Source organism: Streptomyces sp. NPDC051940 (assembly GCF_040680895.1).
Lineage (GTDB): Bacteria > Actinomycetota > Actinomycetes > Streptomycetales > Streptomycetaceae > Streptomyces.
The window spans coordinates 1-13,017 of sequence record NZ_JBFAXR010000186.1; the positions used below are offsets into that span (position 1 = coordinate 1).

General features: G+C 76.9%; 4 protein-coding genes. All 4 read right to left on the bottom strand.

All coding sequences use genetic code 11. The features are described 5' to 3' along the window. Nucleotides 1-29: 29 nt before the first annotated feature. Nucleotides 30-752: an alpha/beta fold hydrolase gene (locus tag AB0M28_RS37580; RefSeq protein WP_365414829.1), complete on the bottom strand. Its 723-nt coding sequence runs from the start codon at nucleotides 750-752 to the stop codon at nucleotides 30-32. Continuing rightward, the gene (locus AB0M28_RS37585) at nucleotides 749-8,995 is read right to left on the bottom strand and encodes an amino acid adenylation domain-containing protein (protein ID WP_365414831.1); all 8,247 of its coding nucleotides are present in this window, start codon (nucleotides 8,993-8,995) and stop codon (nucleotides 749-751) included. The genes AB0M28_RS37580 and AB0M28_RS37585 overlap by 4 nt, the downstream gene beginning before the upstream one ends. Then, entirely contained in the window at nucleotides 8,992-11,994 is a 3,003-nt protein-coding gene (locus tag AB0M28_RS37590; protein WP_365414833.1) for an AMP-binding protein, read from the bottom strand. The genes AB0M28_RS37585 and AB0M28_RS37590 overlap by 4 nt, the downstream gene beginning before the upstream one ends. Continuing rightward, nucleotides 11,991-13,017, bottom strand: a 1,027-nt coding sequence (locus AB0M28_RS37595) for a condensation domain-containing protein (RefSeq protein ID WP_365414835.1), incomplete at its 5' end; no start/stop codon positions are given. The genes AB0M28_RS37590 and AB0M28_RS37595, both read right to left, overlap by 4 nt.

The window sequence follows — 13,017 nt, forward strand, 5'->3', positions numbered from 1 at the left end:
GCGGTTACGCGCGTACCCGCACCCCGCCGTCACAGGCGCAGGCCGCGGATCGACGCGTCGATGTCCGACACGAGCGCCCGGGGGCGGCCGGCGAAGTGGAAGTGGCCGCCCGGATAGATCCGCAGGCCGACCTCGGCCGCCGCGAAGGCCCGCCAGCCCAGCAGGTCCGCACGGCCCGCGCCGCTGTCGCCGGCACCGCCGAACAGTGCCACCGGGCAGGCCACCTCGGGCCCGGAGACCGGCAGGAACCCCCGGGCGACGGTGAGGTCCGCCCGCAGCGCCGCCAGGGTCATCCGCAGCAGCTCCGGGTGCGCCTCGGCGTCCGCCGGTGCCGCGCCCCAGCCGCGGATCCGGTCGAGGAGCCGCTCGTCGGACGCGTCGGGGCCCGGCAGTTCGGCACCCCCGCCCGGCCCCATCCCGGACAGGCCCAGCCACACCACCCGCTCCCCGAGCTCCACCGCCGCGGCATACGCCGCCAGCGCGCCGAAGCTGTGCCCGAACAGGGCTGCCGGACCCGGCAGTTCCCCGATCTCCTCCAGCACCGGCGCGATCAGCTCCCCCATCCGCGCCGGGCAGGACTCGCGCAGCCGGTTCTCCCGCCCCGGCAGGCGTACGCCCCACAGCGCCGTCTCCCCGGACAGCAGCGGCGCCCAGTCCCGGTAGGCCCCGGCCCCCATCCCGCCCGGCGAGAAGGCGACGAGGTGCACCCGCTCGGAGCCGGTGGCCCGCAGCGGGACCAGGGCGCGCGTCACAGCAGCCCCCCGACCGGCGCACCCGGATCGCGGGCCAGCGCCGTCAGCAGCTCCAGCCACTGTGCGAGCAGGCCCTCGGCGTCCGGGTCGCCGAACTGGTCCCGGTGGTAGCACAGGGCGGCGCGCAGCCCGTCCATCGGGATCACCTCCAGGCGCAGCGGGAACTCGGTCATCCCCAGGTCGAAGTGGTCGCCGGCGAAGGGATGGCCGCGCCGCAGCAGGGCGCCCAGGGCGTGCTGGCCGGCGTCCTGCGGGAAGTTGTCGACCACGACGATGCTGTCGAACAGCCGGCCGCCGTGGCGCTGTTCCAGCTCCAGCAGGGAGACCCGCTCGGCCTCCTGCGACCGCGCCGCGTCGGCCTGGACGCGCCGCATCAGCTCCAGCGCCGACTCCCCGGCGCGTACGGGCACGCGGCGGGGGAGCGTGGTGATGAACATCCCCACCATCCGCGGGTACGCGCGCAGCCCCCACACCCGCCCCGCCGAGGTCACCCCGAACCTGACCGCGTCCCGGCCCGTCGCCCGGGCCAGCACCAGCGCCCACGCCGCCTGGGCGGCGACGGCGCCGGTCACCCCGTGCGCGCGGGTGAGCGCGGTGACGGCGGCCACCGTGGACGCGGGCGCCTCGGCGGTGATACGCCGGTAGCCGCCGGCGGGGACGGCATGGGCGGCGGGCGGGACCGTGCCGTCCCCCGAAGCGTCCGCCAGATACGCGTCCCAGTGCTGCCGTGCCGGGGCGGGGTCGGCGGCGCGCAGCGCCTCGACGTGGTCCCGGAAGGGCGCCGGCGGTTCGGGCAGCCGCGCGGTCCGCTGCGCGCGCAGCAGCTCGCGGGCGTTGCCGGCGCCGATCCGCGGCAGCAGCGCCGCCTGGCGCAGCACCGTGCCCAGCCGGGCCCGCGCCGGACGCTTCCGCAGGGCCGCCACGTACAGGGCCGGGAGGTCCTGCAGCAGCAGGGAGCGCGACCAGCCGTCCAGCAGCAGATGGTGGGCGGTGAGGACGAGTTCGTACCCGCCCCGCAGCCTGATCAGCGTGCAGCGCGCCAGCGGCGCCCGGCCGGGGTGGAACGGCGTGACGAAGTCCTGCGCCAGCAGCTCGTCCATGCGGGCGCGCAGGGCCTGGCCGGTCACGTCGCGCCAGTCCAGCTCGGTCCAGGGCAGCCGCACCCGCGGATGCACCCACTGCAGCGGCTCCGCGAGCCCCTCCCACGCGAACGACGTCCGCATGACGGGGTGGCGCTCCACGATGCGTTCCAGCGCGGTCCGCAGGGCGACCGGGTCGGTCGCCGCGGGCAGCGGATGGCAGGTGCGCACGGCGAACATGCCGGGCCGGCCGCCCGCCAGCGTCCGGGCCAGCATCGTCTGCTGCATGGGGGCGAGCGGGTAGACGTCCTCGGGGACGCCGCGTTCGCCGATCAGGGTCCGCAGCCGGTCCTCGGTGAGGGCGGCCAGCGGGAAGTCGGCGGGGGTGAGGGTCGCCGCGGGCGGGATCCCGTCAAGTGCCGCCGGGTCCCCGTCGGTTACGGGCGGCAGCGTGGACGGAGCCGGTGGCGCCGCCTTGACCCGCCGGAGCGCCTCCGCCAGGTCCACGACGTCGCCGGCCGCCGGCACGGACACCTCGGTCTCCCACTGGCCGAGCGTGCCGCGCGCCCGCGCGGTGGGCGGCGCGTCGTCACGTATCAGCCGCGCGGCATGGCCCGCCAGCAACCGCTGCGCCGCCCCCACCTCCCGCGGCCACGCCCGGTGCGGACCCGGCCCCGGCTGCCGGGGCCGGCCGGAGGCCAGCCAGCGCAGCCAGCCCTGGTCGGAACCGGCGTCCGGGGCGGGGGAGTCGAGCTGGGCGAGCAGCGCCGCGTACGACTCCTCGTCCACGACCGACGGGTGCGCCGCCACCCCGAACCGGTCGCCGTCCGGGCCGCCGCACCACACGGCCCGGAACACCGGCCCGTGCTCCGGGTCCAGGGAGGTCGCCAGTTCCGCGCCGATCTCCTCGGCGCGGGCGGTCGCCGCCTCCGCAGGGAGGGCGGTGAGGTCGTACTCCGCCAGCAGGGCGTTCGGGTCCTGGTCGACGACGGTCACCACCGACGTCACCCGGGCCCGCAGCGCAGGCTGGCGCCGCACGACGGCCTCCACCCGGCGCCGCAGGGCTTCGGGGTCGGAGTGGCGTACCCAGGAGAAGTGGGCGGGAGCGTCCCGCAGGGCCAGCTGGCGCGGGGTCGCGACCAGGGCCGCGCCGGGCGCGGACGGCGCACGCGTCACCGTCGCGAGCCCGGCGGCGGTGGGGTGCTCGAACACGTCGCGCGGCGCCACCGGATGCCCGGCGTCGGTGAGGCGTCCCGCGAGCTGGACGGCGAGGATCGAGTCGCCGCCGAGGGCGAAGAAGTCGTCGTCCGGGGCGACCCGCGTGTCCAGCACGGACTCGAAGACGCCGAGGACTGTCCGCAGGTCTGCCTCCGCGGCGGGGGACGGTTCGACCGGCGTTACGGGTACGGGAGTCGGCTGCACCGCTACCGCAGAGGCAGAGGCAGAGGCAGAGGCAGAGGCAGAGGTGGACGTGGATATGGCAGCAGAGGTGGAGGCAGCCGAATCCGCCCCCAGCGCCCGACGGTCCACCTTGCCGCTCGGGGTCCGTACCAGCCGGTCCACCAGGGCCACCCGCGCCGGGACCAGCGCCTGCGGCAGCCGCTCGGCCAGCCAGCCGCGCAGCTCCTCGGGCGCCGGGGCGCCCGGCCCACCGCCCGGGCGGACGTACGCCACCAGGCGCAGCCGGCCGTCCGGCCCCGGCTCGGGCACGACCGCGCACTCGCGCACCGCGCCGTGCCCGCCGAGCACCGCCTCGATCTCCGCCGGCTCCACCCGGTGTCCCCGGATCTTGACCTGGTCGTCGGCCCGCCCCAGGAACTCCAGTTCCCCGTCGGCGGACCAGCGCACCAGGTCCCCGGTGCGGTACCGGCCGTCGACCAGCCGCCGCGCGGACGCCTCCGGCTGCCCCAGATACCCGCCGAACAACTGCACTCCGCCGAGCACCAGCTCGCCCGGCGCCCCCGGCCCGGCCGGGGCTCCCGACCGGTCCACCACCCGGCACTCCACCCCCGGCAGCGGCCGGCCGACCGACGGCAGGTCCGGCCAGCCGCCCGGATCGCCGTCGAGCCGTCCCGCCGTCACCACATGCGTCTCGGCCGGTCCGTAGTGGTTGTCCAGCACCGCCCCCGGCGGCAGCCGCCGGAAGAACGCCCGTACGGCATCGGTCACCTGCAGCCGCTCCCCGGCCGTCACCAGCTCGCCGAGCGACCGCGGGACCGGGGCCCGCCGCGCGGCGTCGGCCAGCCCGGCGAGGAGCACGTAGGGCAGGAAGACGCGGTGCACCTGGTGCCGGTCCAGCCAGCCCAGCAGGGCCTGCGGATCGCGGCGCAGTTCGTCCGGGGCGACGACCAGGGTGCCGCCCGCGGCGAGGGTCCCGAAGACCTCCTGGAAGTGGACGTCGAAGCTGTACGGCGTGAGCTGGGCGGTGCGCGCCTGCGCCGGCAGGTCCGAGCGCCGCACCTGCCACTGCGCGAGGTTGGCCAGCGCCCGGTGCGACAGCCCGATGCCCTTCGGGGTCCCGGTCGATCCCGAGGTGAACACGATGTAGCACAGGTCGTCCGGACCGGCCTCCGGCACGAAGCCGTCCGCCGCGGCCTCGCCGGGCCGCGGCAGGGCGATCACCTCGTGGCCGTCGAGCGGCAGCGGTACGGCGCCGTCCACCAGGACGTGACGGGTCCGCGCCTGGCGCAGCATCTCCGCCAGCCGCGGCACCGGGTAGGAGAGGTCGAGCGGCACGTACGTGGCGCCGCACCGCAGGATCCCGAGGATCGCGGCGACCCCGGCGGCGGTCCGGGGCACGCACAGCGCGACCCGGTCGCCGGGACGTGCGCCGTGCTCCCGCAGCCGGGAGCCGATCTCGTCGGCGTAGCGGGCGAGTTCGGCGTAGCTGAGGGCGGTCGTGTCGTCGATGACGGCGATCGCGTCCGGTGCCGCCGCCGACCCCTCGTCGACGAGGCCGGTGACGGTGCGTGCCGGGAAGGCGGGGCCTCCCGTCGACCAGCCGGCGATCCGCTCCGCCTCCCGCTCGTCGAGCAGGGGCAGTTCGCCGGCCGCCTGCTCCGGGTCGGCGGCCAGGGCGGTCAGCACGCGCCGGAAGCGCAGCAGCAACCGCTCGGCCTCCGCGCCGTCGCAGACCTCGCCCGCGTACTCCAGGGACAGCCGCAGGCCGCCGTCGGCGAGCGGCGTCGCGTCGAAGGAGAGGGCGAACTTCGCAGTGCCGGTGTGGACGTCCACGACCGACAGGTCCAGGTCCCCGAGCCGCAGTTCGGGCATGGGGGCGTTCTGCAGCACCAGCAGAACGTTGAACAGCTCGCGTCCGGCGGCCAGCTTCTCCAGCGGGACCCGGGTGCGGCCGAGCGCGCCGCGCACGGTCTCGGCCACCCGGTCCACGAGCCCCGGGCCGCCGCCGATGTCCACCGGGACGGGCAGGGTGTTCGCGAGCAGCCCGACGGTGCGCTCCAGTTCGGGGTGGTACCTGGCGGCCACCGGGCAGCCGACGACCAGGCGCTCGGTGCCGTACGTGCGCCCCAGCGTCACGCCCAGCGCCGCCAGCAGCGCCGGGTAGAGGCGGGGCCGGACCGGGTCGACGGCGTCGCCGCCCACCTCGGTGACCACGCGGCCGCCCGCCCCGGACAGCCCGGCGGTGCCGGCGCCCAGGTCGAGCGGCTCGTCGTACCCGGCCAGCAGCTTCTCCCAGTACGCGGTGTCGTCGTCGGTCTGCCGCGCCGCCGCGTCGGCGATCTGCACCGGCTCCGGCCCCAGTTCCGCGGCCGGATCGGCGTAGCAGCGGGCCAGCTCGTCCACGAGCACCCCGACCGACCAGCCGTCCAGCACCAGATGGTGGGCGGTCACCACCAGCAGATGGTCGTCCGCGGCGTGCCGCTCCAGCAGGAACCGCACGGGCGGCCCCGCCGCCAGGTCGAACGGCCTGCTGATCTCGTCCTGTACGCGCCCGGGCGCCGTCACCGGCAGTCGTACGGCGGTGGGCGCGGCGGCGAGCTGCCGCGGCTCACCGTCCACCGCCACGAACCGCGTCCGCAGCGCCTCGTGCCGGGCGACCAGGGCGGACAGCGCCCCCTCCAGGGCGGCCACGTCCAGCGGTCCGCGCAGCCGGAGAGCGAACGGCATGTGGTAGGCGGCGCTCCCGGGGCCGAGCTGCTCCAGGGTCCACAGACGGCGCTGCGGTCCGGTCAGCGGCATGCCCTCGGGGACGCGTACGGCCCGGGGGAAGTCCCCAAGGCCTTCCTGGTCGGGCAGGGCACCCAGCACCAGGGCGGTGAGCCCGCCCAGGGTCGTAGCGCCGAGGACGTCGTCCAGCTTCAGCGCCACCCCGAGCCCGGCCTGCAGCCGGGCCAGCAACTGGGCGGCCAGCAGGGAGTGTCCGCCGAGCCGGTAGAAGTCGTCGTCCGGGCCGGCCGCGTCGACGCCGAGCACGTCCTGCCAGATACGGGCCACCGCGTCGGCCGTCGCGGGCTCGGGCAAGGGAGCGGCAGGGGTGGCGTCGAGCGCGGAGGGCACCTCCTCGGCCCGCACCGGAGCGGCAGCCGCCCGGGGCGCGTCGACCCAGTGCCGTTCCCTCGCGAAGGGATACGCGGGCAGCGCCACCCGGCGCCCCGGCCGCCCCGCGCGGACGGCGTCCCAGTCCAGCTCCACCCCGGCGCACCAGGCCGCCCCGGCCGCCCGCAGCGCCGCGAGCCGGTCTCCGGTGTCGCCCATGCCCGCCGTCGCCGACCAGCCCTCGGCGGGCAGTTGCAGCTCGGCCAGCCCGGTCAGCGTCCGCCCCGGCCCCAGCTCCAGGCACCACCCGGCCGGGGCCTGAGCGGTCACCGTCGCGAAGCCCTTGGCGAACAGCACCGGATCGCGCAGCTGGGCCGCCCAGTAGCCGGGGTCGGTGGCCTCCTCGGGGGTGATCCAGTCACCGGTGCGGCCGGAGACGTACGGCACGGACGGCGCGCCCAGCCGTACGCCCTCCAGCTCGGCCCGCAGCGCCGCCGCGGCCGGCTCCGTCATCGCCGAGTGGAACGCGTGCGAGGTGGCGACCGGACGCGTCCCGATGCCGCGCCGCTCCAGCTCCCGCGCCGCCGAGGCGACGGCGGGCGCGGGCCCGGACAGCACGCAGACCTCGGGCGCGTTGACGGCGGCGAGGCACAGGTCGCCGTCCACCAGATCGGCGATCCGCTCCGGGGCGGCCAGGACGGCCAGCATGCCGCCGGGCGGCAGGGCGTCCATCAGCGCCCCCCGCCGCGCCACGACCCGCAGCGCGTCGTCGAGTCCGAGGACTCCGGCCCGGGCGGCGGCCACGTACTCGCCGACGCTGTGGCCGGCCATCGCGTCCGGCCGTACGCCCCAGTGCTCCCACAGCTCGGCGAGCGCGTAGCCGACGGTGAACAGCGCCGGCTGCGCGTACCGGGTGCGGCGCAGCGTCCGTGCGGCCTCGGTGTCTTGGGGATCGGCGTGCAGCAGGTCCCGCAGGTCGAGGCCCAGGTGCGGGGTCAGGGTCCGGGCCGCGTGGTCGACGGCCGCCCGGTAGACCGGCTCGTCCCGGTACAACGCGGCGCCGACGCCCGGCCGTTGCGCGCCCTGGCCGGGGAAGAGGAACACGACGCGCGGGCCGTCGGCCGGTACCCCGCAGGGGCGGGCCCGGTCCAGCGCGGCGGCCGCCGCGGGGAGGTCCTCCGCCGCCACGGCCACCCGGTGCGGGAACACCGTCCGCCGGCTGAGCGTCGCCGCGACGTCCGGCAGGGCGGTCCTCCCCTCGGCGAGGGTCTCCGAGAGGCGCCGCGCGGCCTCAGTCGCAGCCTGCGGCGTACGGGCCGACACGACGATCACTTCCGGACCGTCCGCGTCGAGCGGGGTCACGGGCGCCTCGGGTGCCTGCTCCAGTACGACGTGGGCGTTGGTGCCGCCGATGCCGAAGGAGCTGACCCCCGCCCGGCGCGGCCCCGCCACCCGCCACGGCACGGGCTCGCCCGGCACGAAGAAGGGGCTCCGCTCCAGACGCGCTGCCGGATTGGTGGCGGCCGCGTGCAGCGACGGGGGGATGATCCCGCTCTCCACGGCGAGCACCGCCTTGATCAGCCCCGTCACGCCCGCGGCGGCGTCGAGATGGCCCACGTTCGGCTTGACGGACCCCAGGCCGCAGTAGCCGACGGCTGTGTGGTCAGTGGTGTCGCCGCGGAAGGCGGCGGTCAGGGCGGCCACCTCGACCGGGTCGCCCAGCGGCGTCCCGGTGCCGTGCGCCTCGACGTACCCGACGGTGTCCGCGGTGACCCCGGCCATGGCCAGCGCCTCGGCGATGACCCGGGTCTGGCCGTCGGAACCGGGCGCCGTGAACCCGACCTTGCGCCGGCCGTCGTTGTTCACGGCCGAGCCGAGGATCACCGCTCGCACCGGATCCCCGTCGGCCAGCGCGTCCTCGAGCCGCCGGAGCACCACGGCCGCGACCCCCGACCCGGCGACCGTACCGGCCGCGTCGGCCGCGAAGGCGCGGCAGGCGCCGTCGGGGGAGAAGACGCCGCCCTCGTGGTGGAGGTAGCCCGCCCGGTGCGGCACCGTGATCGCCGCGCCGCCCGCGACGGCGAGGTCGCACTCGCCGCTCAGCAGGCTCTGGCAGGCGAGGTGCGTGGCGACGAGCGACGTCGAACAGGCCGTCTGGACGGTGATGCTGGGGCCGGTCAGGCCCAGGTGGTACGACACCCGGGTGGCCAGGAAGTCCTTGTCGTTGCCGACCACCGCGCCGAGCAGCGCCAGCTGGTCGAACCGCTCCCGGCCGGGCAGCAGGTTCTGCAGCAGGTACGTGTTCAGCTTGGCCCCGGCGAAGACCCCCACGGGCACGGTGCACCCGGCCGGGTCGTGGCCCGCGCTCTCCAGGGCCGACCACACGACCTCGAGGAAGTGCCGGTGCTGCGGGTCGAGCAGCCGCGCCTCGCTCGGGCTGTAGCCGAAGAACGCCGCGTCGAAGCGGTCCACGTCGTCCAGCACCCCGGCCACCGGCACATAGCGGGGGTCGGCCGCCTCCGCCGGATCCACGCCGGCGGCGAGCAGTTCGGCGTGCGTGAAGCGGGTCAGCGACTCCCGGCCGGCGACGACGTCCCGCCACAGGGCGTCGACGTCGGCCGCGCCCGGGAAACGACCGGCGAGCCCGGTCACCGCTATCGCGTTCATGCTCCCCGCCCCCGTCGCATGGCGAGCCGCTTGGCCGCCTGGTCCCGGCCGGACTGTGCGGCCGTCGGCCGCCCCGCCGGCTCCGACAGCTGCTCCGCGAGCAGCTCCACCGTGGGGTGACTGAACATCTCGACGATCGGGAAGTCCCGCCCCAGCTCGGCGGTCAGCCGGGCGTGCACCTGGGCGAGTGCCAGCGAATGGCCGCCCACGTCGAAGAAGTTGTCGGTGGCCCCGACCCGGTCCAGGCCGAGTACGTCACACCACACCCGCGCGATCCGTGTCTCCGTGTCGCCGCGCGGCATCCGCCCGCCGCCCGTCACCGGGACCGGGTCGGGCAGCGCCGCCCGGTCCAGCTTCCCGCTCGCGGTCACCGGCAGGTCCGCGAGGGCGACGAGGTGCGCCGGGACCAGATAGCCGGGCAGCGTCCGCGCCAGCGCGGCGCGCACCTCGCCCGGCGCGGGCGCGGGGTCGTCATCGGGTACGAAGTAGCCCACCAGCTCCGTGCCGGTCCGTGTGCCCCGGGCGACCACGGCCGCCGCGCGCACCCCCGGCAGCGCCCGCAGCGCGTGCTCCGCCTCCGCCGGCTCGACCCGGAACCCGCGGATCTTGACCTGGTCGTCGACCCGTCCGAGGTAGACGAGTTCGCCGCTGCCGCGCCGCACCGCCCGGTCGCCGGTCCGGTAGACCCGCCGCCCGTCGCGGCCGTTTCGGAACACCTCGGCGGTCAGGTCGTCGCGCCCGAGATAGCCGCGGGCCAGGTTGTCCCCGCCGAGGACGAGCTCCCCCGGGACGCCGGGCGGCGCCGGCTGCCCGCCCGCGTCCAGTACGTGTACCCGGACGCCGGGCAGCGGCTCCCCGAGCGGCGGTTCGCCGGCGGTACCGGACGCCTCCCACAGGGTCGCCACCACGGTGCCCTCGGTCGGACCGTAGGCGTTGACGAACCTGCGCCCGGCCGACCAGCGCGCCACCAGCTCCGCCGTACACGCCTCGCCGCCGCTCACCAGCACCCGCAGGTCCGGCAGCGGCTGCTCGTGCGGGACCAGGGCCAGGGCGCTCGGCGGGACCAGTACGTAACTCACCCGCCGCCCGCGCAGCGTGTCCCGCAGGATCGGGCCGGGGACCAGCGCCGTCGGCTCCGCCAGGCACAGCGTCGCCCCGGACAGCAGGGCCAGCACCAGATCCCACATCGCCGCGTCGAACGCGGGCGAGGCGAACCGCAGCACCCGGTCGCCCGGCCCCAGCCCGAACCGGGCGACGGTGGCGTCGGCCATCCGCACGAACGAGGCGTGCTCGACGGCGACGCCCTTGGGCCGCCCCGTCGATCCGGACGTGAAGACCGTGTACGCGAGGTCGCCGGGCGCCACCTCCGGCAACTCGGCCGTACCCGCCTTCCGTACGTCGGTCAGCACCGCCTTCGCCCCGGACGCCTCGACCATGAAGTCGATCCGGTCCTGCGGATAGCCGGGGTCGATCGGCACGACGGCCGCGCCGGCGTGCATGCCGCCGAGCATCGCCACCGGCCAGTCCCGGCCGGCGCCGATCCGCACCCCGACCCGGTCGCCGGGGCGCACGCCGTCCTCGACGAGCGCCGCCGCGCACGCGCGCACCGCGTCCGCCAGCTCGGCGTAGGTCAGCCGTCCGTCGGGCGCGTCCACGGCGGGGCGGTCGCCGAACCGGCGTACCACCTCGGCGAAGCGCTGCACGACGGTCGCGGGCGGCTCGGTCACCGCCGGGCCCCGGCCCAGCGCCGCCAGCCGCTCCGCCTCCCCCTCCGCCAGGAGGTCGACGTCCGCCACCGCGAGCTGCGGTGCCGCGCCGAGGAAGCGGCCCAGCGCCCGGCCGAACCATTCGGCGGTCTCGGCGCCCACGACGTCCGTGGCGTACTCGAGATGGGCGCTGTCACCGCTCGCCTCGACGCTGAGGTCGGCCTTCGCGGTCGCCGTGGGGATGCGCCGCAACTCCGCCCCGACGCCCGGGAGTCCGAGGGGCGGCGGCTCCGGGGCCCACGTCACGAGCACGTCCGTCAGCGGCAGCCGGCTCGGCTCGCGCGGCGGGCGCAGCGCCTCGACCAGCCGGTCGTACGGCAGGTCCCGCCGCTCCTGCACCCGCAGCAGCGTCTCCTGCACGCGCGCACGCAGCTCGCCGAGCGTGTCCGCGGCGGTGACGGGGATCCGTACCGGCAGGGTGTTGACCAGGCAGCCCACCAGCCCGGCGAGTTCGGGGCGGTCGCGCTGCGCCGCCACGGTGCCGAGCACGACCTCCGGCTGTCCCGTGAGCCGGTGCAGCGCGGCCGCGATGGCGGCCAGCAGCCCGGCGAAGGTCCCGCCGGCCGGCAGCGCCACGTCCAGGCTGCCGCCGCCCTCGCCGCGCAGGGCGGGGCGGGGGCGGTCCACGGGCAGCGCGAGCGGTTCGGCGAACGGCAGCAGCTCCGCACGCCAGGCGTCCGTGTACGAGGCGACCACGTCCGGGGTGAGGGTCTGCTCCTGCCAGACGGCGTAGTCGGCGTAGTCGATCGGACCGGGCGGCAGTTCCCGGCCCGCGTACGCCGCGGCCAGATCGCGAATCACGATCATGTCGGACCAGGCGTCGCAGACCAGATGGTGGGCCACGACGACCAGCCGGTGGCGGCCCTCGCCCAGCCGCAGCAGTCCGGCGCGCAGCAGCGAGGGGCCGGCCAGGTCGAACGGTTCGAGGGCCAGCCTGCGTTCGGCGGCGTCCGCCGCCCCGCTCGTCGGGCAGTCCTCGTGGGTCAGGACCACCTGCCCCTCGGCGTACACCCGCTGGACCGGCTCGCCGTCCGCGGCGGCGAACCCGGTGCGCAGCGACTCGTGCCGGCGGACCACCGCCCGCAGCGCCGCCTCCAGCGCCTCCACGTCCAGCGGTCCGGTCAGCTCGACGGCGGCGGGGACGTGGTAGCGGGCGCTGCCCGGTGCCAGGCGCTCCACGAACCAGATGGCCTTCTGCTGGGCGGAGGCCGGGAACTCGTCGTAGGCGGTCATCGGGCCGACACCCCCGCCCGGCGCGGCTGGCGCCGGATGGGCGGCAGCGCCGGAGCCGACGGCGCACGGTCCTGAAGCCGCCGCGCCAGCGCCGCGACTGTGGAGGCCTCGTACACGTCGCGCACGGTGACCTCGACGGCGAGCGCGGCCTCCAGCCTGCCGGCGACCTGGGTCGCGGCCAGTGAGTGGCCGCCGAAGTCGAAGAAGTCGTCGCCCGCCGCGACCGGACCGTAGCCGAGCACCTCGCCGAACGCGTCGGCGACGGCCTCCTCGAACCGGCCGGACGGCTCGCGGTCGGCGTCGGGCGCGCCGTCCGTCTGCTCGTTCGCCCCCGCCGCGGCGCGCTCGCGCAGTTCCTCGTACGACGGCAGGCCGTCGGCTATCGGCAAGGTGGTCCACGGATGGTCCGGTTGCCGGACCATCCCCCGCAGGACGGCCACCAGCCGGTCGCCGTACCGGGCCGCGGTGTCGTCGTCGAAGCGGTCCGTCCCGTACTCGAGCGCGACGGAGTCCCGGCCGAAGAGGAGGGACAGGTCGAACGCCGCTCCGCCGCGGTCCACCGGCAGCACCTCGCGTACGAGCCCGTCGGCGCTCACCGGCAGCTCCCGCCCGTGGTCGGCGACGGCGACGTCGAACAGCGGGCGCCGGCCCGCGTCGGCCAGGGACACCAGCTCGTCCAGGGGGAGCCCCGCCCGGCCCATGCTCGCGGCGAGGGCGTCGCGCACCACGCCCACCAGCTCGCGCACGGTCGCGGCCTTGTCGAGATCGATGCGCACCGGGACGACCGTGACCAGGCAGCCGACGGCGGCGGCCCGCGGCTCGTCGCGGTTGGCGAGCGGGACGCCGACGACCACGTCGCCGTTGCCGCTGTGCCGCGCGATGAGCGTCGCGGCGGCGGCGAGCTGCACCGCGAACCGGGTCGCGGCGCACGACCGGGCCAGCTCGCCGAGGTTGGCGGCGGTGGCGCGGCGCAGGGTGCGGCCCCGGTGGGAGGCGAGCGGCGGGGCGGGCCGGTCGGCGGGC

Excerpts from the sequence above, each read along its gene's own strand:
- AB0M28_RS37590 (WP_365414833.1), bottom strand. The coding sequence starts at position 11,994 with ATGACCGCCTACGACGAGTTCCCGGCCTCCGCCCAGCAGAAGGCCATC.
- AB0M28_RS37585 (WP_365414831.1), bottom strand. The coding sequence starts at position 8,995 with ATGAACGCGATAGCGGTGACCGGGCTCGCCGGTCGTTTCCCGGGCGCG.